The 22,588-nt window shown below is 31.9% G+C and carries 18 protein-coding genes and 1 pseudogene; 6 read left to right on the top strand and 13 right to left on the bottom strand.

Translation table 11 applies throughout. The features are described from left to right. Window positions 1–16: 16 nt before the first annotated feature. Genes ACZ451_RS17345 through ACZ451_RS17335 form a run of 3 tightly spaced genes read right to left on the bottom strand, consistent with a single transcriptional unit; the run spans window position 17 to window position 4,172 of the window. On the bottom strand, window positions 17–1,180 hold the full coding sequence (locus ACZ451_RS17345) for an MFS transporter (RefSeq protein ID WP_464214671.1): 1,164 nt from the start codon (window positions 1,178–1,180) through the stop codon (window positions 17–19). Then, entirely contained in the window at window positions 1,177–1,908 is a 732-nt protein-coding gene (locus ACZ451_RS17340) for a hypothetical protein (protein WP_464214670.1), read from the bottom strand. Before ACZ451_RS17340 ends, ACZ451_RS17345 begins: the two co-directional genes overlap by 4 nt. Window positions 1,909–1,964: 56 nt before the next feature. Beyond that, window positions 1,965–4,172: a bifunctional alpha,alpha-trehalose-phosphate synthase (UDP-forming)/trehalose-phosphatase gene (locus ACZ451_RS17335; RefSeq protein ID WP_464214669.1), complete on the bottom strand. Its 2,208-nt coding sequence runs from the start codon at window positions 4,170–4,172 to the stop codon at window positions 1,965–1,967. 103 nt (window positions 4,173–4,275) lie between these two features. On the opposite strand from ACZ451_RS17335, the gene ACZ451_RS17330 reads away from it, so the two are divergent. Next, window positions 4,276–6,045 carry a glycoside hydrolase family 15 protein gene (locus ACZ451_RS17330; RefSeq protein WP_464214668.1) on the top strand — a complete coding sequence of 590 codons (1,770 nt, stop codon included), beginning with the start codon at window positions 4,276–4,278 and terminating at the stop codon, window positions 6,043–6,045. Between the two features lie 29 nt (window positions 6,046–6,074). Here ACZ451_RS17330 and ACZ451_RS17325 read toward each other — a convergent pair whose 3' ends face one another. Continuing rightward, window positions 6,075–7,499, bottom strand: a complete 1,425-nt coding sequence (locus ACZ451_RS17325) for a pyridoxal phosphate-dependent decarboxylase family protein (RefSeq protein ID WP_464214667.1) — start codon at window positions 7,497–7,499, stop codon at window positions 6,075–6,077. 101 nt (window positions 7,500–7,600) lie between these two features. Here ACZ451_RS17325 and ACZ451_RS17320 point away from each other — a divergent pair, with 101 nt between their 5' ends. From ACZ451_RS17320 to ACZ451_RS17300, 5 genes and pseudogenes are all read left to right on the top strand, one after another. Continuing rightward, the gene (locus ACZ451_RS17320) at window positions 7,601–8,197 is read left to right on the top strand and encodes a hypothetical protein (protein ID WP_464214666.1); all 597 of its coding nucleotides are present in this window, start codon (window positions 7,601–7,603) and stop codon (window positions 8,195–8,197) included. Between the two features lie 452 nt (window positions 8,198–8,649). Continuing rightward, on the top strand, window positions 8,650–9,192 hold the full coding sequence (locus tag ACZ451_RS17315; RefSeq protein ID WP_464214665.1) for a hypothetical protein: 543 nt from the start codon (window positions 8,650–8,652) through the stop codon (window positions 9,190–9,192). Window positions 9,193–9,348: 156 nt separating this feature from the next. Further along, window positions 9,349–9,456 (top strand): annotated as a pseudogene (locus ACZ451_RS17310) (transposase); the annotation flags it as partial. Window positions 9,457–9,617: 161 nt separating this feature from the next. Continuing rightward, complete coding sequence (locus ACZ451_RS17305) at window positions 9,618–10,220, top strand: hypothetical protein (protein ID WP_464214664.1); 603 nt, start codon at window positions 9,618–9,620, stop codon at window positions 10,218–10,220. Between the two features lie 382 nt (window positions 10,221–10,602). Beyond that, window positions 10,603–11,052, top strand: a complete 450-nt coding sequence (locus ACZ451_RS17300) for a hypothetical protein (protein ID WP_464214663.1) — start codon at window positions 10,603–10,605, stop codon at window positions 11,050–11,052. 179 nt (window positions 11,053–11,231) lie between these two features. Here ACZ451_RS17300 and ACZ451_RS17295 read toward each other — a convergent pair whose 3' ends face one another. The 9 genes from ACZ451_RS17295 to ACZ451_RS17255 all read right to left on the bottom strand — a co-directional run bounded on the left by ACZ451_RS17295 (window position 11,232) and on the right by ACZ451_RS17255 (window position 22,304). Beyond that, the gene (locus ACZ451_RS17295; protein ID WP_464214662.1) at window positions 11,232–13,037 is read right to left on the bottom strand and encodes an acyl-CoA dehydrogenase family protein; all 1,806 of its coding nucleotides are present in this window, start codon (window positions 13,035–13,037) and stop codon (window positions 11,232–11,234) included. 41 nt (window positions 13,038–13,078) lie between these two features. Beyond that, window positions 13,079–13,408: a four helix bundle protein gene (locus ACZ451_RS17290; protein WP_464214661.1), complete on the bottom strand. Its 330-nt coding sequence runs from the start codon at window positions 13,406–13,408 to the stop codon at window positions 13,079–13,081. Between the two features lie 128 nt (window positions 13,409–13,536). Continuing rightward, on the bottom strand, window positions 13,537–14,727 hold the full coding sequence (locus ACZ451_RS17285) for an acetyl-CoA C-acyltransferase (RefSeq protein WP_464214660.1): 1,191 nt from the start codon (window positions 14,725–14,727) through the stop codon (window positions 13,537–13,539). Window positions 14,728–14,781: 54 nt separating this feature from the next. Further along, complete coding sequence (locus ACZ451_RS17280; RefSeq protein ID WP_464214659.1) at window positions 14,782–15,117, bottom strand: four helix bundle protein; 336 nt, start codon at window positions 15,115–15,117, stop codon at window positions 14,782–14,784. Window positions 15,118–15,173: 56 nt separating this feature from the next. Continuing rightward, window positions 15,174–17,579, bottom strand: coding sequence for a 3-hydroxyacyl-CoA dehydrogenase/enoyl-CoA hydratase family protein (locus ACZ451_RS17275; protein ID WP_464214658.1), 2,406 nt, complete (start codon window positions 17,577–17,579; stop codon window positions 15,174–15,176). 14 nt (window positions 17,580–17,593) lie between these two features. Then, window positions 17,594–18,040 (bottom strand): MarR family winged helix-turn-helix transcriptional regulator, encoded by a 447-nt coding sequence (locus tag ACZ451_RS17270; RefSeq protein WP_464214657.1) that lies wholly within the window; start codon window positions 18,038–18,040, stop codon window positions 17,594–17,596. Window positions 18,041–18,174: 134 nt separating this feature from the next. After that, window positions 18,175–18,411, bottom strand: coding sequence for a hypothetical protein (locus ACZ451_RS17265; RefSeq protein ID WP_464214656.1), 237 nt, complete (start codon window positions 18,409–18,411; stop codon window positions 18,175–18,177). Between the two features lie 32 nt (window positions 18,412–18,443). Beyond that, a complete protein-coding gene (locus ACZ451_RS17260; protein ID WP_464214655.1) occupies window positions 18,444–20,216 on the bottom strand; it encodes an AMP-dependent synthetase/ligase in 1,773 nt (590 codons plus the stop codon). Window positions 20,217–20,561: 345 nt separating this feature from the next. Further along, window positions 20,562–22,304, bottom strand: a complete 1,743-nt coding sequence (locus ACZ451_RS17255) for a helix-turn-helix domain-containing protein (RefSeq protein WP_464214654.1) — start codon at window positions 22,302–22,304, stop codon at window positions 20,562–20,564. Between the last annotated feature and the right edge of the window lie 284 nt (window positions 22,305–22,588).

Raw genomic sequence — 22,588 nt, 5'->3', positions numbered from 1 at the left:
ATTTCTTAAAGTAATGTTAAGAGCTTTTTTGTAGTAAACTCCATATTCCAATGATGGGACCTATAGCAAGTAAAAGGAAAATATAGCTTGGATTGATATCATTTAGTATGCTTGATAGGATTTGAATACTAACGATGCTTATGGCAAAACCAAAGCAGTTTACTAAAGTAAGTCCCGTACCTTTTAGTTCGGGTGGTGCAGCACTAGCTACTAAATTAGAAAATTGCGGAGAATCTGCAATAACAGCCATTCCCCAAATAGACCAACCGATTAGAAATAGTATAGGAGGTAGTGAAAATAATAATGGAGAAAGCAAACACAAAGCTCCTGAAATTAGTAATGCAGTTAGGGCTACTTTATAACTCCCAATTTTCAAAGAAATATAGCCTCCTATAATACAAGATAATGTTCCTACGCTAATCACAACGAAGGTCCATACAGGAATGGAAAAGTTAGTATGGTGAATGCTATTAAATGTTTTAATGGCTAAAGGTGTAAAACCCCAAAAAGCATAGAGTTCCCACATATGTCCAAAATAACCAAATGCTGCTTTGCGAAATGCGCTTATTTTAAAGAGTGATATACCTGCTTGTAATTGTATTTTAGGGCTAGATTTTCTATAAGGGCCATTAGGAACTAGGACGAAAAGTAACAGTCCGCCTATAATAGCAATTATAGTGGTTGTTTTAATGACGATACCAGAAGCTCCACTAAATTGTAATCCATTTATAAAATGTGGAAAAGCGGAGCCTAATACTAAAGCGCCTACCAGATAACCTAATGCTTTGCCTAAGCCCTTTTCATAATAATCAGCAGCAATTTTCATGCCTACGGGATATATACCAGCTAAGAAAAAACCTGTGCCAAACCGCGCCAATAATAAAGTCCATTGTGTTATTTGTTCTAGTAGTAAAAAGGCATTGCAAATGGATGCGAGAAGTGCACAAATTAAAAATACTTTTGATGGGGAAAACCGATCAGCAATCATTAATAAAGCAAAAACAAGCGTACCGATAATAAAACCAAATTGTACTGATGAGAGTACATAACCCGCTAGCGCATCGCCTAAACCTATTTTTAAAGCCAATTCATCTACAATTGCATTACCTGCAAACCACAGCGAGGTACAAGCAAATTGCGAAAGGATAATGATTGGGAGAATATAGGATTTTGGTTTCAAGAATTTTGGTTGTTTATTCGCTCAGTTATCAATTTTTTTTCTGATTCGCTGTTCAATGATTTCTCAAAATGTTTATTAATCCAATAATTAGCTGAGTTAATATCATTCTTTTGTTTGTATAAAAAACCTAAAATATATTCGAATGAAATTATTCTTTGTCCTATTTCATAAGGTGGATTTTTAATATCAATTAATAATCCTGAAATATTTTCTTCAATTGTCTTTTTTCCTTGAAACCATTGATGAAGTTTAGTGATATTTTGAGACAAAACTTTGTTTAAACTTTCTCGGAACTTTTTTTCATTTACAGTACTAATTTTATCAGGATTAATTGGACTATTGTTTTCCATTTTTTCTTGCCAACCTTCAAGTCGTTTAAAGTATATTACTTTAGTTGATTTATCTGTACGATGATTAATTAGTTTCTTTCCGGATAATGTTGGGGTAAAATTGTAACAATTACCAAAAGAAAATGACCCACCATAATATTTGAATACATTATACTCGATTACGTGTTTTATTCCTTGATCATTAAAATCACTATACCATAAATACTTTCCATTCCAATTGTTGAGTCCTATTTCTGCAAATTTAGGTGTAACAACTTCTTTAAATATCTCAATTCTTTTTTCAAGTAAAACTTCATCCAAATTTTGAATGTCATCATAGATGTCATTCACAGCTTTTCGTCTTTCAATTAGATTTCGAATTTTACTAAAAAGATTCATGGTTTTTTATAAAAAAATCAAATATAATAGATAATAATTAGTTTTTTATGTTAGAATTATTCAACAAACTTTTTCAATAATTTCCGAACACTTTCAGTACCATCTACATAGTAAGTAGCTTGTGTTTTTTGCCTTCCTACTTTTACGGTAACGGCATCTTTTGGAAGTTCCTGAAACATATACTCATCTGTCCAATCATCTCCAATAGCAAAAACAAAGTCGTAATTTTGTGCTGCATAGACACGCATAGCAGCCCTACCTTTATTCACATTACCACTTTTTACCTCCATCACCTTATTACCGTTTAATACGCTAAGCCCATCATTAGCAATTAAGCTTGTTAATACGGTATTGAGTTCTCTAGCACGTTTTGTCCCAAAATCTGGATCTGTATTGCGGTAATGCCAGGCTAGAGAATAGTTTTTTTCTTCAATAAAACTTCCAGGAGTTCTATCTACAAAAGATTCTAAAACGGGATGTATTTTTGTCATCCAGTCTTTCTTAATATTCTCTAACATGCTAAATGCAGCTCCGTTTTGAGAAATCCAAACGCCATGTTCTACAATCATGTTATACTTTTTGTGTAGAAACCATTTGCTAAACGTTTCTTTGTCCCTACCACTAATTAAGTATAGATCTGTATTAGGCTGATTGGAAATTTGATCTAATAGCTGATACAATTCTTCATCTGGACTAGCTTTTTGTGGGTCTATATGAAAATTAGCAAGGGTGCCATCATAATCTAGAAAAATAAGCTTACGTTGTGCGGCTTTATATTTTTGAGCAACTATATCCATTAAGGTAGAAGCTAGTTTTTTGGAAATATAGGTTTGGTTACTATCTTTTTGGTTTTTAAGTGAGGTCATAAAATCATTAGCCCATTTTTCTACATTGTATCGTGCCAATCGTTTTTGTAAAAAGCCATTGCGTTCTTGTTGCTCAGTTTTAGGCATTGTAATAGCATGTGAGAGTGCCTCCGAAATCTGTTCAAAATTATTGGGGTTTATCAATAAAGATTCATTCATCTCATTAGCAGAACCTGCCATTTCACTTAAAATTAATACCCCCGTTTTATCGGTTCTGGTTGCAATATATTCTTTAGCCACCAAATTCATTCCGTCTCGTATCGGCGTAAGCCAAGCAATATCACAAGAGGTATACAGATCTATAAGATTCTCAAAAGGCATGGATCTGTAAAAATACCAAATAGGCGTCCAGCTTACTGTAGATAATTCTCCATTAATGCGCCCTACCAATTCATCTACTTCTTTTTTAAGTAATTTATATTGTGGTACATTAGAACGAGAAGGTACTGCCAGAATAATAAGCCTTACTTTTTCCTTGTATTGTGGATTTTTATTTAAAAAATATTCAAAAGCATTTAAACGTTTTGCAATTCCTTTGGTATAATCTAAACGGTCTATAGATAATAAGAACTTTGCTTCTGGATCCGATTTTTTATGGGTGTCTAAGCGTTTCTGAAGTTCAGATTTTTGATCTTCTGTGCGTAAGCTATGCTCTTTTGCAGCATCACTAAATTTTTTATAATCTATTCCCATAGGGAAAGAGTCTACTTTTACAATTCTATCAGCAATATAAATATCATTAAAGCTTACCTCTAAGCCCAATAATCTTCGTACAGAACTTAAAAAATGACGTTCATAATCATAGGTGTGAAAACCAATTAAATCGGCACCTAATAAACCTTCTAAAATTTCTCTACGCCATGGCAGTGTTCTAAAAATTTCAAAAGAAGGAAATGGAATATGTAAAAAGAAACCTATAGAAATATGAGGCAGTTTTTCTTTTACCATTTGTGGCACTAGCATTAACTGATAATCATGTACCCAAATGGTATCTCCTTCATCTGCATTTGCTATAATAGTATCTGCAAATTTTTGATTTACTGCTTTATAAGTTTCCCAATTTTGAAGTTCAAACTCTGAGTATTCTAAAAAGTAATGAAACAAAGGCCAAATAGTACGGTTGCTAAATCCAAAATAATAACCATCTATTTCGTTAGCTGTTAACCTCACTTTTGATGCTCCATGTTTGGCTAGAGCTTTATCAATACTTTCTTCTAAATGCGTAGGAATTTCTTCATCTGTAAGTCCGCTCCATCCAATCCATAGACTATCTCCACCAGAATGAACCGATTTCATTCCTGTGGCCAACCCTCCAACACTTGGTATTGCAGAGATGCTTCCATTGCTAATTTGTAATTGTACGGGTAGTCTATTTGAGATTATGATAGTTTTACTCATAATTTGACTCTTTTTTGGAGTTTTGGTTTTTAATTTTTCTAAATTTCGATAAAAATAGAGTAGAAACCTATAGAATAGGCTTCTGAATTAAGATTTTTACGAAATGGATAATTTAGATTACGGAATAATAGGAAATTGTAGAAGTGCTGCCTTAATATCAAAAAATGGGGCTATAGAATGGTGTTGTCTTCCAGAGTTTGATTCTCCATCTGTTTTTGGGAAACTGTTAGATGATGAAATAGGAGGAAGTTTTGAAATTTTAGTGGATGATTCCTATACTATTGAACAATATTACCACACTAATACTGCTATTTTAGTGACTAAATTTACTTCGGGAACAAATTGTTTTGAAATCCAAGATTTTATGCCAAGGTATAAGAAAACAAACGATACCTATAATACGAGACCCGAACTGATACGCTTTGTAAAACTGCTATCTGGAACACCTAAATTTAAAGTGCTTTACGATCCTAAATTAGAATATGCACAAGGAGAAACCAATACCTTTGTAAAAGACAATTTTATGGTTAGCCTTACCAAAGAAGTAAAATTTGACACCGTATTTTTATATACTTCTTTTGATAAAAATGCTGTTGTAGATAGCACTGAAATAACACTTACAGAAGATGGGTATTTTTTATTAGGCTATAATGAAAAGATTACGCCTCCCAATCAGCAAGATATTGGTATAGAGTTAGAACGCACTAGGTTGTATTGGTTAGATTGGTCTTTACGTACACCAAATTTTAAAATGTTTAATGACCAAATTAAACGGAGTGCTATTACCCTAAAATTATTGAGTTATGATAAAACGGGAGCAGTTTTAGCAGCAGCAACCACTTCTTTGCCAGAAACTATAGGAGAAGTACGCAATTGGGACTATCGCTTTTGTTGGATAAGAGATGCTTCTATGGTTATTAAAGTAGTTTCTAAGCTTGGACACAAAAATGTTGCAAAACGTTATTTGCAATTTATTATAGATCTGATACCGGACAAGGATGAGAAATTACAAATTATGTATGGGATCAATAAAGAAAAGAAACTCACTGAAGAAACCTTACATCATTTAAAAGGCTATAAAGGTTCTAAACCTGTCAGAGTGGGCAATGCTGCTTATGAACAGGTGCAGAATGATATTTATGGCATATTAATGGATGTTATTTATGAACTGCTTGTTAAATTTCAGGTAGATAATGAGTATGGAGAAGAACTTTGGAGTATTACCAAAGGGATTGTTTGGATTGTAGAAAAACATTGGAAAGAAGCAGATAAGGGCATCTGGGAGTTCCGTTCAGAAGACAAGCATTTTACCTTTTCTAAAGTACTGTGTTGGACCGCTATTAACCGAGCTATTATGGTTGCAGAATTATTACAGAAAAAGCATAAAATAAAAAAATGGCAGCCTTTAGAAAGTGAAATTCGGAAAGATATTATAGAAAATGCTTGGAATGAGAAAAAACAAGCCTTCACCCAATCCTATGGTTCCGAACATATGGATGCCTCAGTTTTATTAATGGAATCTTACGGTTTTATTGCAGCGAAAGACCCTAAGTTTATAAGTACTGTTAAAGCCATAGAAGAAGATTTGTCTAATGATGGCCTATTATACCGTTATAAAAATGTGGATGATTTTGGGGAACCTTCTTCTTCTTTTACCATTTGTACATTCTGGTTTATTAATAGTTTGATTAAAATTGGGCAAAAAGAAAAAGCATTGCAACATTTTAATCAGTTGCTAAGTTATAGCAACCATCTAGGATTATTTAGCGAGGATATCGATTTTAAAACAAAACGACTTTTAGGGAATTTTCCGCAAGCCTATTCGCATTTAGCATTGATTGAATGTGCTATGAATTTTTCAGAGCGCGTTTAAAAAGTGTCTTTAAGAATTACCAAATAAAATTACTTGATCACTAATCCTGTAATCTTGTCTAATAGCTGCTCTAAATGTGCTAGAGTGGTAAATGGATTCATTATAGTAGTTCGTAAATAATGTTTGCCTTTTAGTTTCGTTTGTACAATATAAAACTCCCCATCTTCTAAAAGCTTCTGACGGATATTTTTATTTAATGCATTCAGCTCGTTTTCATTTAGATTTGGTCTTACATATCTAAAACAAACAATATTAGAAGTTGGTGTAACAGCCAATTCAAAGTTAGGGTGTTGCACTAACATTTCTCCAAACTGATGCCCAAGATCATATAGTGTAGTTACGTTTTGATTAAAGACTTCTTCACCATAGGCTTTTAATAAAGCAAACCAATGCAAACACATCATGTTTTTGGTACATTCAAAAGTACGTTTGCCAGAATTATACCAATCTTGTTCGTTAGAATTTTCTAAAAGGTAATCTGCTTTTTGACTGAATGTAGCAAAAGAGTCGCTACTATTTTTAAAAAGTAAAGCGGTAGTGACTCCTGGCATCATCATCATTTTATGACCATCGATAACTACAGAGTCAGCGTGTGCTATCCCCTTAAGGGTATGTTTGTATTTAGATGAGAAAATACCAGCGCCACCATGTGCTCCGTCAGCATGAAACCAAATATGGTGCTTTTTAGAAAAAGCAGCTATGGTTTCTAGATCGTCAAACATTCCAGTAGCGGTTGAAGGAGCACTTCCCACTATAGCAAAAACTTCAATTCCTTCTGAGCTTGCTTTTTGATAGTATTCTTCTAAGTATGAGGTATCCATTTTAAAGTCTGAAGTGGCGGGGATTTTAATGATTCCTTTTTCTCCTAGTCCCATAATCTTAGCAGCACGTTCTATACAATAATGCGCTTCTTTGCTTACTAAAATACCTAAAGGTTTTGTATGTCCTTTATTCCAGATATCATCAGAAACTTTAGCTTTTCTGGCAGCTAATAAAGCAGTAAGATTAGCTAAAGTTCCACCTGAAGTTAAGAAACCGTTAGAATTGTTACCATAACCAATTTTAGTACATAGCAAATCTGTAATGATACACTCAATAGCATTAGAAGCCATTCCCATTTCATACACTGCCATACCATTATTAAGCATAGCACTTACCATTCCAGATAAAATAGTAATAGGAGCTGTAGGACTTACTTGATGCCCTATATATTTAGGATGGTGTACGCTGGTAGAATGTTTAATAACGGTATCAAGAAATACATTTTTATTTCCATTTTTTAGAAATTCTTTCCAAAATTCCAATTCATTTTCGGGGCTATTCCAAGGAATTACTTTTGGGTTTTCTGCATTAATTTGTGTCTGCATATGTTGTGCCAACGCATCAATAAGCTGATGTCCATTTTCTTTAAAATCAGTAAGCTTATATACTTTTTCTAGAAGCGTATTTTTCATGGTATAAAGTTACTAAGTATAGTTGTATTGTAGTACTATTTTAATGCTTAGGATACTATATAAATAATTTAACTATTAAATTTGAAAAAAGATAAGTAAACATGTTTTATGAGAATTATAATTTTTTTACTTTTTCAGTATTTAAACAAGAAATAAGTATTATTGAAAAAGAATTTTCAAAATTAGAGAAAGATAAAAATAATATCACAATATCTCATATAGATTCTATTGACTCCATTAATCTTATTGACTTCATTAATCCATTAAATGGAGGTGCGCATTACCCTATCTATTCGCTCATAAAGATTAAAGATATAGCAGATCATACTTTTTTTCTTTCTAATTATCAAGATGGCTTAACAAATATGGTAAATATAGTAGCCGAAAAGTTAAATAGTTATCTTATAGAAATTAGTCTTTCAATAGATAAAAAATATCCTTTTTACCGATATGCAGTTAGATCTGCTGATGGAAATAAAAGAGTAATTCAGTTGATTAAAGATGAGAAATGGGAGTTTTATCAAACAGGAAACCTACTTTTCTATGAGGATGTAGCCATATATAAATCTAAATATTTAAAAAATAGACTTTCAAATGCGCTTATCCTATTTTATTTAGAGCAAGAGAATATTAAAATAGAAAATTTTGAAAAAGATAAATTTGAAAAGGGGTTTCTTTTTAAAAGGATCAATTGGTAACTGATTTAATTAAAAACTTCTTCTCGCTTCCGCTAGTTTTAAAAACTTGTTGTGGTAAGTGTAAGAAAGCATGTGAGATAAAAACTGAAGTATAAGCTGTGATCCCCCTGCTAGCAATTGTCTGTGACGAGTGACGGCAAGAGTAAGCAAATACAAAAGCTATGATTTTAATGTCATAGCTTTTTGTATTTTAGTTGTAGGAGGAAGTATAATTTCCATAATCATGATTATATTATTTGAGTTTTACAATAGTATATTGGCTAGATATATTTATCAAAAATGTGTATTATGATGTTTTGGAAATAGATGCTGTTGACTTTTTGAGATAATAGTAAAGAGATTTAATTAAAAACTGATATGGCACTCGTCACAGACGAGCGCTAGCGAGAGAAATTTACCAAAATAGACATGTAAAAACAGTAACCAAAGGAATAAAACAATAAAATAATGATATGAAAATATTTAAAATAATATTTTTTAGCTTTCTTATTAATAATATTAGCTGTGTGGCTCAAACAAAAATCAGTATAAATGAATTGGAAGAGAGTTTACTTCAGTCAGAAGACAAAATTAATACTTCAAGAATAAAGCTATTAAAGGAATTAAGATCATTTCTTTTTAAAGATGTAACAGAAATTGGGAAAGAGTTTATTTTAATTGAAGAATTGAGCCATACTAGTTTTTTATATAGAGGAGTGTTATATTCTAAATTTAAGACATATTCATTTGAATTAGATTATTATAAGGGTAATGAAGATATACATTTAGAAGAAATATCAAATGAAAACCTTTTTAAAGAGACTTATATAGAGTCATGTATCATACTTGAAATTTTAAAAAAAAATATTCCAAATTTATTAATTGAAGATCAGAATACTATTAACACACATTCTGTATTTTATGCAACAATTGCTAATAAGAGTGATATAAAGTTTCATACAATAAAAAGATTATGCATGATTGATTCAAAAGGAAAAGTGGAGTATAATTGGTAAGGTAATATAAAAAGTTATTATTTAGATTGTAAAAAGGAATCTAATTATTATCCCTTGTGTTCCTGTACTTTAGCTAAGATTTCTTAGTGACGGCAAGAGTAAGCAAATAAACAAAAGCTATGATTTTCATGTCATAGCTTTTTGTATTTTAGTTGTATGAGTAGGAAGTATAAATTTCATAATAAGTCAGGATTATATTTTGTAAGTTTTGCAACAGTATATTGGCTAGATATATTTACCAAACAAGTATATGATGATGTTTTAGAAATAGATGTTATTGACATTGGGATAATAACGAGGGTTAATTAAAACTGATATGGCACTAGTCACAGACGAGCGCTAGCGAGGAATTTATAAAAATAAATTTATATACGATAATATACGTATAAAAACATATCCGAAAGGAATAAAAAAGTTATAATAATATGAGAAATCTTATCGTAATACTATTGATTGTATTTAATTTAAATAGTTGTAGTAGCCAAGAAACTTTAATTTCTCAAAAAATAAATAATGAGTTTCAAAAATTTTTAAAAAAATATGAAGAAAATATCCAAGATGATAGGTACAAATTAATAATTATTGGAAGAGATAGGCTTTTTAATAAAATAGAGAAAAAAGTAAATGTTAAAACAGCAAATCTTCTCGAAGTTTTTATGCCGAATCATGAATATGTTGGGTATTTACAAATAAAAGACAGCATGTATATCTATTCTGACGATTTTCAAAAGTCTATAAGCATGAAAAAAATGACAGTAGTGGATTTTATTAACAAAGGTAGTGTAGAAAGTTGTTTAATGTTTGAATTGATTCAGAAAAATCTAATTGATTTAAATAAAGATAACCAATCGTCCTCTAATCCTAACCATTATTTTGTCACTACAATTAAAAATGATAAAATAGAAATACTTTCGGTAAAAAGTATATGTGTACTAGATAAAAAAAAACCTAACTACAAATTTGAAGGACTTATTCAAAAAGATTACATGAATCATGAAAATATCTTTGGTGGTAATGTCCCAAAATAGTAGTGCAAATCCCCTGCTAGTGCTAGTATGTTAGCGTAATGGCTAGCACTCGTCTATTACGATTGACGGCAAAGAGTAAGCAAGTAAACAAAAGCTTTGATTTTTATGCTATAGCTTTTTGTATTTTAGTTGTATGAGCAGGAAGTATAATTTCCATAATCATGATTATATTTTGTGAGTTTTACATTAGTATATTGGCTAGATATATTTACCAGACAAGTATATTATGATGTTTAGAAATAGATGCTGTTGACTTTTTGGAATAGTATTAGTAAAGGTTAATTAAAAACTGATACGGCACTCGTCAAAGACGAGCGCTAGCGAGAGTATCATAGACTTAATATTAAATTACAGCTTAAAGAAAGCAAACTAAAAATTGAATATGAACAAAGTAAAACGGATAACATTTATTTCTTTATCTTATTTATTTGCTCTGTTGGTAAGTTGCTATGACATAAATAACAAAGATAATTCCGTTTTAGGTAATTGGAAAAGTATTGCAAATGAGGACGCAGAAAAACTTTACACAGAAATTTACATAGATAGTGAAACTATTAATATCTTCTCAGAAGAGGTTAATGAAATTATTTTTTCTGATTACTATAAAATAACTGATACAGAAATTTTTGTCTTGAAAGAAAACAATGGAAATAAAAAAGATACTATTTTTAATATAACATACTTGGTTTCTGGAAACAATTTAAAATTACATAACGATAAATTTGATTCTAACTATAAAAAAATAAAAAAAGGCTACACTTTGGATGAATATATAGATGGATACATCACTATTGAAAATTATTTAAATTCCTTTAACGAAAGAAAGGATTAAGGATAGCTAGAAGAGATTGTAGATCTTACTTTGTCTTAAAATAGGCTTACCCAGTTTTGCTCTAAAAAATTATAATCCTAAAATAACGATATAATCTATTCTTAATCTCCATATAAAAAATAAAAAACCGCTCTATAGAGCGGTTTTTATTCGTATTAAAACCATAGTTTTAATTTGAATTAGTCAAAGGTATATCCATTGTCTGCAGCTACTTTATCCGCAATTTGTGTGCGTAAAGCTACTACATTAGGATGATTGGTATATTTTGTAAAGCGTTTAAGCCCCATTAGCATCATACGCTGCTCATCACCTTCTGCAAAAGAAATAATAGCTTCTTTCCCTTTTTGGATAATCGTTTCTGTAGCGTTGTATACATATAATTTAGCCATGGCTATTTGAGTAGCTTGTGTTTCTGCTCCAAAACGTTTTGCATTCTTCTCTGTTCGTAATACAGTAGATTCTGCCATATAGGTTTCTATAAGAATATCTGAAGCAGCTAACATTAATTGCTGGTGTTTTTCTAATTCTGGTCCAAATTTTTGAACGGCGCTCCCAGCCACCATTAAGAAAACCTTTTTTAAACGGGCTATAATATCTTTTTCTTCCGAAAATAGTTCAGAAAAATCTGGAGCCTCAAAAGATGGGATTCCCATTAATTCTTCCGCTACTGCTGTTGCAGGCCCTAAAAGGTCTACATGCCCTTTCATTGCTTTTTTAACGAGCATTCCTACCGCTAACATTCTATTAATCTCATTAGTACCTTCGTAAATACGAGAAATACGAGCATCTCTCCAAGCAGATTCCATTGGCGTATCTGCACTAAAGCCCATTCCGCCAAAAATTTGGATACCTTCATCTGCAGTTTGTTGTACATCTTCGGAAACCGCAACTTTTAGGATAGAACATTCAATAGCATATTCTTCTACGCCTTTTAATTCCGCCTCCTGATGTGTATTCCCATCTGCTTCTCGTATGGCTATTCGATCTTCTATATTCTTAGCAGCCCTATAACAAGCAGATTCCCCCGCATAGGCATTAATAGCCATGGTCGCTATTTTAGCTTTTATCGCACCAAAATTCATGATTGGCGTTTTAAACTGAATACGCTCATTAGCGTATGTAGCTGCTTCTGCTATCACACGACGTTGTGCATCTAAACAGGCAGCAGCTAATTTAATACGGCCTACATTTAAAGCATTCATGGCAATTTTAAATCCGTTGCCACGAGCAGAAAGCATATTGCCAATTGGTACTTTGGTATCATTAAAGAAAACCTGACGGGTAGAGGAGGAGTGAATTCCTAATTTTTTCTCTTCATCTCCTAATGTAATTCCGTTACTAGGGTCGTTTTCTACAATAAAACCAGTAATATTTTTATCATCTTCTATTCTAGCAAAAACAATAAATAGATTACAAAATCCGGCATTAGATATCCACATTTTTTGTCCAGAAATGCTATAGAATTTTCCATCATCAGAAAGTACCGCTTTTGTTTTTCCAGAATTGGCATCAGAACCTGCACCTGGCTCAGTTAAGCAGTAAGCCCCAAACCATTCGCCTGAAGCTAATTTAGGAACATATTTTAATTTTTGTTCTTCTGTACCATACAGTGTAATTGGCATCGTACCAATCCCAGTATGTGCGCCAAAGGCAGTGCTGAAAGATCCGGTTGCTCCAGAGATATAATCACAAACTAGCATGGTAGAAACAAAGCCCATTCCCAATCCGCCATAAGCTTCAGGAACAGCAACGCTAAGTAAGCCTAGCTCGCCAGCTTTACGCATGGTTTCTTCTGTATAGGCATAGTCTTTCTTTTCAAAGCGTTCCCAATGCGCCCAAAGATCTCGGTCTACAAACTCTTTGGTACTCTCTCGCATCATTTTTTGCTCTTCCGATAAATCTTCTAATGTAAATATATCTTCACATTTGGTTTCTTTAACAAGGAACTGCCCTCCTCGTAATAAGTTGTTTTCTGTTGCTTCCATTTTGTATTTTGATTATAGAAGAAAGAAAATAGAGAATAGACTTAAATAAGACTATTTTGAAACCCCATTGTCATTCTCTGGAATTCTTCTATTTTACTTTCAAGCATTTTTAAATTGTTTTCGGTTATATAATTTCTATGTTTTGCTACTAATAGCTGTGTTCCTAATTCAAAAGAAGAACCTAAAGAGATATCCAAAAAGTGACTGAAAGATTTATCTGTTCTAGCAGATCCTTCTGCAATATTACTTGGCATTGATACAGAGCATCTGCTAATTTGAGAACTTAAATCGAATCTTTCATGATTTGGAAAACTAATTAACAAGTCGGAGATATGATGTGTAATTTCAAGACCAAGTTGCCAAATTTTCAAATTTTTATAATTATGTCTTTGTTTAGTCACACATAAAGTATTTTTCTCTATTCTCTATTCTCTATTCTCTATTCTCTATTCTCTATTCTCTATTCTCTATTCTCTATTCTCTATTCTCTATTCCATTACTATTTAAGAAACTCAAAAATTCCTGCTGCACCTTGCCCTGTCCCTACACACATGGTTACCATTCCATATTTTCCTTGCATGTTACGTTTACGCATTTCATCAAATAATTGTACGGATAGTTTAGCACCGGTACAGCCTAAGGGATGTCCTAATGAAATGGCACCACCATTTACATTTACAATCTCCTGATTTAGATTTAACTCGCGCATTACTGCTAAAGATTGCGACGCAAAAGCTTCGTTTAGTTCTATCAATTCAATATCATCTTGTTCTAGTCCAGCTTGTTTTAATGCTTTTGGAATTGCTTTTACGGGTCCTATTCCCATAATTCTAGGTTCTACACCTGCGGCAGCATAATTAACCAATCTAGCAATAGGTTCTAGGTTTAATTCTTTTACCATTTCTTCACTCATCACCATTACAAAGGCAGCACCATCACTGGTTTGTGAGGAGTTACCAGCCGTAACGCTACCACCAGCAGCAAAAACTGGTCTCAACCTAGCTAATGCTTCTTTAGAAGTTCCTTTTCTAGGGCCTTCATCTTTAGTTACCGTATATTTTTTAGTTGCTTTTTTTCCATTCTCATCTACATATATCTGCTCTACATCTATGGGTACAATTTGATCTTGGAACCGATTCTCTGCTTGCGCTCTTAATGCTTTCATATGTGAGTGATAGGAAAACTCATCTTGATCTTCTCGAGACACTTTAAATTGGTTGGCAACCGCTTCCGCCGTATTTCCCATACCCCAATAGTAATCTTCATGACCCGATTTTGCAATGTCGTAATTTAATTCTGGTTTATTACCTGTCATTGGAACAGAACTCATGCTTTCTGCACCACCAGCAATAATACAGTCGGCCATTCCTGCTTGAATTTTTGCGGTAGCAATTCCTATAGTTTCTATTCCTGAGGAACAAAAACGATTTACTGTTACGCCGGGAACATCAATAATGTCTAAGCCCATTAAAGAGATTAAACGTGCCATATTTAGTCCTTGAGATCCTTCGGGCATGGCATTACCAACAATAACATCGTCAATTCGTTTTTTATCTAATTGCGGTAGCTCTTTCATCATATGCTGAATGGTTTCAGCCGCCAATTCATCACTTCTTTTAAAACGGAACACACCTTTATGTGCTTTCCCTACTGCTGTTCTATATGCTTTTACAATATATGCGGTCTTCATAGTTCTTATTGTTTTTAATAGTAGAGTCTAGAATCTAGATGATTAGAAATTAGACTAATCAGTTAAGTTATCAATAAACTTTCCTAACATTTTTTGAATTTGTAATATTTTATTTTCTAATTCTTCAAACTTATTTTTACTTAAATACGCTTCATTATAAGAAACTATTAATTGTGTTTCCCATTCAAAAGCTGAACCAAGACTATTCTCAAGATATTTCTTGAAATGCCTGTCTGTACTTTTACTAGAACCTTCAGAGATGTTAGAAGGGATAGATACAGCACATCTGTTCATTTGGCTAATTAAATTATATCTTTCAAAATCAGGAAAAGTTTTAGTTAGTCTATAATTTTCTCTAACTAAAGAAATCCCATCTTGCCAAACTTTCATTTTTTTAAAATTGTGTCTTCCCATCGTCTAGCATCTAGATTCTATTTGTCTAACATCTAATTTCTTAGCGGTTTCCCCGTTTTCAACATATGCTGGATACGTTCTAATGTTTTGCGTTCTGTACATAAAGACAAAAATGCTTCACGCTCTAGATCTAATATATATTGCTCTGTTACCAATGAGGGTTCAGATAAATCTCCACCAGCCATTACATAGGCTAGTTTATTTGCTATTTTCTGATCGTGTTCACTAATATAATGACTCGCATTCATCGCGTCTGTACCCACTAGAAACATCCCTAATGCTTGTTTTCCTAAAACTTTTACATCTTTGCGCTTAGGGGGTTGTGTGTAACCAGCTTCTGCCATTAATTTGGCATGTGCTTTTGCAGTAGCTATTTGCCTGTCTTTATTTACAACTACAATATCTTTTCCTTTCTGGAGCAATCCTAAATCATACGCTTCATAGGCCGAAGTAGATACTTTTGCCATACCAATAGTTAAGAAATGTTCTTGCAATACGTTTAATTCTACATCATCTTTTTTGAAGGTATCTGAGGCACGCATGGCCATTTCTTTTGAGCCACCGCCACCAGGAATAACACCTACTCCAAATTCTACAAGTCCCATATAGGTTTCTGCAGCAGCAACGATTTTATCGGCATGAAGCGAAAGTTCACATCCACCTCCTAATGCCATACCATGTGGAGCTGATATGGTTGGTATAGAGGAGTAGCGCATCCGCATCATCGTATCTTGAAACATTTTTATCGCCATATTAAGCTCGTCATATTCTTGCTCAACTGCCATCATAAAAATCATTCCGATGTTGGCTCCAACAGAAAAATTAGCAGCCTGGTTCCCTACAACTAATCCTTGGAAATCTTTTTCTGCTAAATCTATAGCTTTATTTAAACCTGCTAAAACATCCCCACCAATGGTATTCATTTTAGATTGGAATTCCACGTTTAAAATTCCATCTCCTAAATCTTCAACCACTACGCCAGTATTTTTAAATACTTCATTAGATTTTCTAATATTATCTAGAATAATAAAGGCATCTTGTCCAGGGATTTTTTCTGCTGATTTTTTGGGAATATCATAAAAATATGTAGCACCATCTTTTACAGTATAGAAAGATGTTGCACCACTAGCAAGCATTTCAGCTACCCAACTAGCAGGAGTTTCACCCTCCGCTTTCATAATTTCTAATCCTTTTTCAAGGCCAATAGCATCCCATATCTGAAAGGGTCCGTGTTCCCATCCAAAACCAGCTTTCATGGCATCATCTATCTTATAGAGCTCATCTGTTATTTCTGGAATACGATGCGAAACATAAGCAAATAGCGCAGCAAAACTTTTTCTGTAGAATTCGCCAGCTTTATCTTTTCCTGCTACCAAAACTTTAAAACGATCTACAACTTTATCAATAGTTTTGGTAAGTTCTAGCGTTGCAAATTTTGCGCTTTTTTTAGATCGATACTCCATCGTATCTAAATCTAAAGTCAATATCTCTGTTTTTCCTTTAGCATCTTTTGATTTTTTATAGAAACCCTGACCAGATTTACTCCCTAACCATTTGTTTTCCATCATGGTATTGATAAAATCTGGGAGTTTAAATAAATCTAATTTTTCATCGTCTTTACAATTATCAGCAATGCCGTTTGCTACATGTACTAAGGTATCTAAACCAACCACATCAACCGTACGGAAAGTAGCAGACTTAGGCCTTCCAATTACAGGACCAGTTAATTTATCTACTTCTTCAACCGTCATGCCAAGTTCTTTTACCATATGGAAAAGACTTTGAATACTAAAAATTCCTATTCTGTTTCCTATAAAAGCAGGAGTATCTTTAGCAACTACTGAAGTTTTTCCCAAAAACTGTTCACCATAAGAATTTAAAAAATCTAAAACTTCTGGTGAGGTTTTTGGTCCTGGAATTATTTCAAATAATTTTAAATATCGGGCTGGATTAAAAAAGTGTGTTCCACAGAAATGTTTCTGAAAATCATCACTTCTCCCTTCACTCATAAATTTTATGGGGATACCAGAGGTATTAGATGTTATTAATGTGCCTGGTTTTCTGTGTTTTTCAAGATTTTCAAAAACTATTTTTTTGATGTCTAAGCGTTCTACTACCACTTCAATAATCCAATCTACCTCGGAAACTTTAGCAATATCGTCTTCTAAATTCCCCGTTGTAATTCTACTAGCAAATTTTTTATTATAAATAGGAGAGGGCTTGGATTTTAAAGCTGCCATTAAAGAACCGTTAACTAGTCTATTGCGGACTACTTTACTATCTAGTGTAAGGCCTTTTGCTTTTTCTTTATCATTTAATTCTCTAGGGACAATATCTAAAAGTAGAACTTCTACTCCAATATTTGCAAAATGGCAAGCAATACCGCTTCCCATAATTCCTGAACCTATAACGGCTACTTTCTTAATATGTTTGTTCATCTAATTTGTAGAAATTAATTGGTTGTTTTTGTATGTATTTTTTTTTCAGAAACCAAAGTATTTATAGTATTCATGACTTCAAAAAATGTATCTAATTTTTCTGGAGTTACACTATTTTTAATCATATCGTTAAATCGCAACACTGTACTTTTTGAGTCATTTCTTTTTTCAAGACCATATGCCGTTAAATAGATCAATACACCTCTACCATCTTTAGGATTAGGTTTTCTTTCAATTAACTTTAGTACTTCCATTCTTTTTAAAATTCTAGAAAGACTAGTTGCTTCCATCCCCATTTTTGGACCAAGAGCCGTAGAAGGTGTGCCCGTTTTAGGATCTATACTTAGTAATGTAAAGCCTACGGCCATTGTAGAATCAAATTCTTTAGCCTCTTCATTATACATTCTAGCCACAGCCTGCCAAGTTGCTCTTAAAACATAGTCTATTGTAATATCTTTCATAAAATAGTTGTAGGTCTTCAAATATAATAAAATTTATTATGCACGCATAATAAATTGAAAGAAAAATTTAAAGACTATAGATATTTTATAAATTGGTATAAAATAATAATTGAACTTGTTTAAGCGGTTTAGAATTACTGATTTCTTTTCTGTAACTCTGTTTTTAATTTAGAGATATACAGAATAGGCAGATAAGTGAGTGGCGCAATAAAAATAGGAACTGTTAATGGTAGCATTACATTATTTTTACCCTTTGTTATTAAATACAATGAAATAGCAATTACAATACAAGCAATAATAAGTGCAGTTATAGCTAGACAAATACATAGTTTAATTCTTTTTTTAATTTGTGGAGTGGTTAGGTTTTCCATTTTTTTTGTTTGAATAATGATAAAACCCTTTTTTAATGACCATAGATGTCATTATACAAATCTTTATAAATTTCTTTAATTACCTTACGCTTTAATTTCATGGTAGGGGTAATGTGCCCACCATCTATACTCCATGCGTCTGGTGTTAACCTAAATTGTTTTACTTTTTCCCATTTAGCAAAACTTTCGTTTGCTAGATTTACTTCTTCTTGATAACGGGCAACTACTTTTTCATTTTTAACTAAATCCACATCATTAGAAAATGAGATATTGTTCTTTTTAGCCCACTCAGATAAAAATTCAAAATCTGGTTGTATCAATGCTGCTGGCATTTTTTCGCCTTCACCTACAACCATAAGCTGTTCTATAAAACGTGATTGTTTAAATCTATTTTCTAAAAGTTGTGGTGCTACATATTTACCTCCAGAAGTTTTAAACATTTCTTTTTTACGATCGGTTATTTTTAGGAAGCCTTCAGCATCAATTTCTCCAATATCACCAGTTAAAAAATACCCATCTACTAATACTTCTGCTGTTTTTTCTGGATTTTTATAATAGCCCATCATTACTTGTGGTCCTTTAATACAGATTTCCCCATCTTCAGCTATTTTTACTTCTGTTCTTGCAATAGGGATACCTACGGAACCTATTTTAAGTCCATTTTTACGCATATCATTAACAGATACTACTGGTGATGTTTCTGTTAATCCATACCCTTCCATAAGTCCAAATTCTGCAGCATTAAATATACGCGCTAGTCTAGGTTGTAGTGCAGCACTTCCTGAAGCTATTAATTTAAGATTACCTCCTAAGCCTTCTTTCCATTTGCTAAATATTAACTTTCTGGCTAAAGCTAATTTACGCTCGTACCACCAACCGTTTTGTCCATATGGTTCATACTGCAATCCTATTTCTACGGCCCAAAAGAAAAGTTTCTTTTTAATACCAGTTAGGGCAGCTCCTTTTGCAATAATTTTATCATATACTTTTTCTAATAGTCGGGGTACAGCCGTCATTACATGTGGCTTTACTTCTTTTAAATTATCACTTATGGTTTCTATAGATTCTGCATAGTAAATACTAACCCCTCTAAGTTGATATAAATAGATGAGCATGCGCTCGTATACATGGCATAATGGTAAAAAACTAAGCGATTTTGTTTTACCGTCTACAATGGGGAAACGTGCTGAACTTTCAATAGCATTAGAAACTAAATTATCATGAGATAGCATTACACCCTTAGGTTTACCTGTTGTACCAGAAGTATATATTAAAGTTGCTAAATCTGTAGGTTTTACTGTTTCTTTAAGTTTCTCTACTTCGTCTTGATTAGAATTGTCTTCACCAAGAGTTAAAACTTCTTTCCAGTTTTTACAATTTTCTAATTCATCAAAAGAATACACTTCTTTTACATTAGGTATTTGATCTCGTATTGCTTGTATCTTTTCATAAACCTCTAGACAGGAAACAAAACAATAACTAGCTTCAGAATGATTTAAAATGTAAGCGTAATCATCTTCTGAAATTGTTGGGTAAATAGGTACATTTTGTGCTCCTATTTGTAAAACGCCTATATCAATAATATTCCACTCTGTTCTGTTTGTAGAAGAAATTACAGCAATTTTATCATTTGGCTTTACATTAAGTTTTAGTAATGCCCTACTGATGGTATTTGCTTTATCTATATATTCTTTAGTAGACATAGCAACCCATTCTCCATTATATTTTGTGACTAGCGATTTTTCTAAGTTAAATTTTTCTAGTTGATAGTAGGGAAAATCGAAAAGACGAGTTATACTTTGCATATCTAAATTTCTGTATTATCACCGCAAAATAAGAAAAGGGAATGGGATTTTTATAAAGCAAGTTAAAATAGTTGTCATAAATTCCTAAAATGCTACTAAAATATGCATTTGATCGAAAAAAGAAATTTACTTACAATAAAATAATAATAACTCAAGTTTTGTTTAATAAAGTAAGAAAAGTATTGTTATAATTTTCGTTTCATATCTATTAGAACTAATATAATATGACAGAAAAATAATAGTACACTACTTAAATTTCGATTTTTAAATTGAGTTGCCAACTCGAGATACCCCCTTAAGTTATTTTTTAAATAATTGGGGGTATTTATATTGATAACAATATTACTAGGTATATTGTTTTTCTATTTCTTTTACAAAAAAGGAGGGATAAATGCCTGTAGTTTTATAAAATGATTTTGAAAAAGCTTCTGTGGTATTAAAACCAATTTCGTTTGCTATAGCTTTAATGGTGTATTTTCTAAATTTAGAGTTGGTTTTTAATTCTTCTACGATATAATGAATGCGTAGCTCATTAATGTAGTTCGTAAAACTTTTATTTTTATAAGTGTTTATAATTTTAGAAAAGTATTTGGAGTTAGTATTGAATTCTTTGGCTAAATGTGATACTGATAAATCTAAATTTAGAAAGCCCTTATTAATTTCAAATTTCTCTAATTTGTTTAAGATGTCATCAACAATATCTTCTGGTATTCCCAAATCTGTTTTGGCGCTAGTTTTTTTGACCAATTGTGTTTTCCTTGGTTGCGTTTCTTGGAGTAATTCTTGAAATCGTTTTTTGTAGGTTTTCTGTTTTTTGTAATTATAAATAAGTAATAGAATTAATCCGACTGAAAAAAGGGAAAGTAAAATCAAGATTATCTTTCTTTTACTTTTATCTTTTTCTAATTTAGTAATGAGTTGTTGCTTTTCTCGGATTAAATTTGGGCTATCATAATCAATATGTAATTTCTTAGATACATAAGTCTCATCTTTATCTAAAATACTATCAACTTTAATGAGCCTATTGGTAAAGAATAATTGTTGCTTTGTGTCATTTTTTTCTTTGTAGTAACTGATTAAAAAACCGTATATTTCTCTTAATTCACTAGCAAAAAAAGAATCAGCAAATGCTATAGAATCTATCTTTTTAAGGTATGGAAGTGCAATATCTTTTTGTCCTTGTTTAAAATAAGTATTTCCAAACCCAAGGGCAATCCGTAATTCAGTACCAATTCTCATTTCTTTATTTTTAGAAATAGCTTGGTATTTTTTTAAACTATCTAGACTAGATTGATATGCTCCTTTTAAATTGAGCGAATTAACAGAAGAAAGAAGAATTCTACTATAAAGTAAACTATCTTTTAATTTTAAGGCCATAACCATAGCCTTTTTCATGTAGGTTAATGAAGAATCTGGTTGTTTTAGATCACCGTATTGACTTGCTAATGCGTATATTGAAAATAAGTATTTACGATTATAAGTACTGTCTTTAAGAAACTTTTTTTTGCGGTAATCTACGGTTTCTTCTAATAAAAAAAAGGCTTCTTTATATTCGCCAACGTTGTTTTTTAATAGCGAGATAAAATATTTTATATCGTATTGTTGATCAATATTATCTGTTTTACGTGCATAGTCTTCAGCTATTGTCAACAGATCCATTGCTTCTGTAAAATTAGTTTGTGCTCCTTTAATATTTGCTTTTAAAATAAGCGCCTGCGCAGGAAATTCATAGTTATAGTTATCTTTAGAATATACTATAGCAGAATCTAAATAAGTTAATGCTTTATTTAAGGCTAAAGCTTTGTTGAGATTTTGGGCAATTATATAATATCCTTCCGCTTTTTTTAAGTTATTATTTTCTCGCTTTGCCTTTAGCAAAAAAGCCTCTGTAAAAGATTTTGCTTTAGTATTATCATCTTTTGAAGCTTCATATAATTCTAAAAGATTTTCATAACTATCTTCAGATAAGAATTCTATATTTTTCTCAACATTATTTTGAGAATAAACAGATTTCAGTATAGATAGCAGTAAGAAAATAACAAGAATAATTTTATCCTTTTTATAGTGTTGAGTAGTTAAATTCTTCAATAAGTTGATATGTTTTTTTGATATTAGGTATCAATTCTTCTTTTTATTGCGATATGCTATATAAATATATCAAATCTATCTCCTTTTTGTCACTATACCATTAATTAATATTTTGTTTTTATTATTAAGTATTTAATAATCAATATTTTATATTAAATAAGAATAAAGAGAATAATAGCTTCTACGCTTTTTATGAATAACTGTTTTCCATGAATACGGGGTGTGTATTCCTGAAAACAGACTATATAGGTTTGTTTTCTGATAGCACTATCTCTTACTTTTGG

Source organism: Allocellulophaga tsushimaensis (assembly GCF_055383085.1).
The sequence above is the reverse complement of the archived record's forward strand: the minus strand, read 5'-3'. Positions and strand labels throughout refer to the sequence as shown.

What these genes read in the sequence shown, in the direction of transcription:
- ACZ451_RS17340 (WP_464214670.1), bottom strand. Translation starts at nt 1,908, where the DNA reads ATGAATCTTTTTAGTAAAATTCGAAATCTAATTGAAAGACGAAAAGCT.
- ACZ451_RS17335 (WP_464214669.1), bottom strand. Translation starts at nt 4,172, where the DNA reads ATGAGTAAAACTATCATAATCTCAAATAGACTACCCGTACAATTACAA.
- ACZ451_RS17330 (WP_464214668.1), top strand. Translation starts at nt 4,276, where the DNA reads ATGGATAATTTAGATTACGGAATAATAGGAAATTGTAGAAGTGCTGCC.
- ACZ451_RS17325 (WP_464214667.1), bottom strand. Translation starts at nt 7,499, where the DNA reads ATGAAAAATACGCTTCTAGAAAAAGTATATAAGCTTACTGATTTTAAA.
- ACZ451_RS17320 (WP_464214666.1), top strand. Translation starts at nt 7,601, where the DNA reads ATGTTTTATGAGAATTATAATTTTTTTACTTTTTCAGTATTTAAACAA.
- ACZ451_RS17315 (WP_464214665.1), top strand. Translation starts at nt 8,650, where the DNA reads ATGAAAATATTTAAAATAATATTTTTTAGCTTTCTTATTAATAATATT.
- ACZ451_RS17305 (WP_464214664.1), top strand. Translation starts at nt 9,618, where the DNA reads ATGAGAAATCTTATCGTAATACTATTGATTGTATTTAATTTAAATAGT.
- ACZ451_RS17300 (WP_464214663.1), top strand. Translation starts at nt 10,603, where the DNA reads ATGAACAAAGTAAAACGGATAACATTTATTTCTTTATCTTATTTATTT.
- ACZ451_RS17295 (WP_464214662.1), bottom strand. Translation starts at nt 13,037, where the DNA reads ATGGAAGCAACAGAAAACAACTTATTACGAGGAGGGCAGTTCCTTGTT.
- ACZ451_RS17285 (WP_464214660.1), bottom strand. Translation starts at nt 14,727, where the DNA reads ATGAAGACCGCATATATTGTAAAAGCATATAGAACAGCAGTAGGGAAA.
- ACZ451_RS17280 (WP_464214659.1), bottom strand. Translation starts at nt 15,117, where the DNA reads ATGAAAGTTTGGCAAGATGGGATTTCTTTAGTTAGAGAAAATTATAGA.
- ACZ451_RS17275 (WP_464214658.1), bottom strand. Translation starts at nt 17,579, where the DNA reads ATGAACAAACATATTAAGAAAGTAGCCGTTATAGGTTCAGGAATTATG.
- ACZ451_RS17270 (WP_464214657.1), bottom strand. Translation starts at nt 18,040, where the DNA reads ATGAAAGATATTACAATAGACTATGTTTTAAGAGCAACTTGGCAGGCT.
- ACZ451_RS17265 (WP_464214656.1), bottom strand. Translation starts at nt 18,411, where the DNA reads ATGGAAAACCTAACCACTCCACAAATTAAAAAAAGAATTAAACTATGT.
- ACZ451_RS17260 (WP_464214655.1), bottom strand. Translation starts at nt 20,216, where the DNA reads ATGCAAAGTATAACTCGTCTTTTCGATTTTCCCTACTATCAACTAGAA.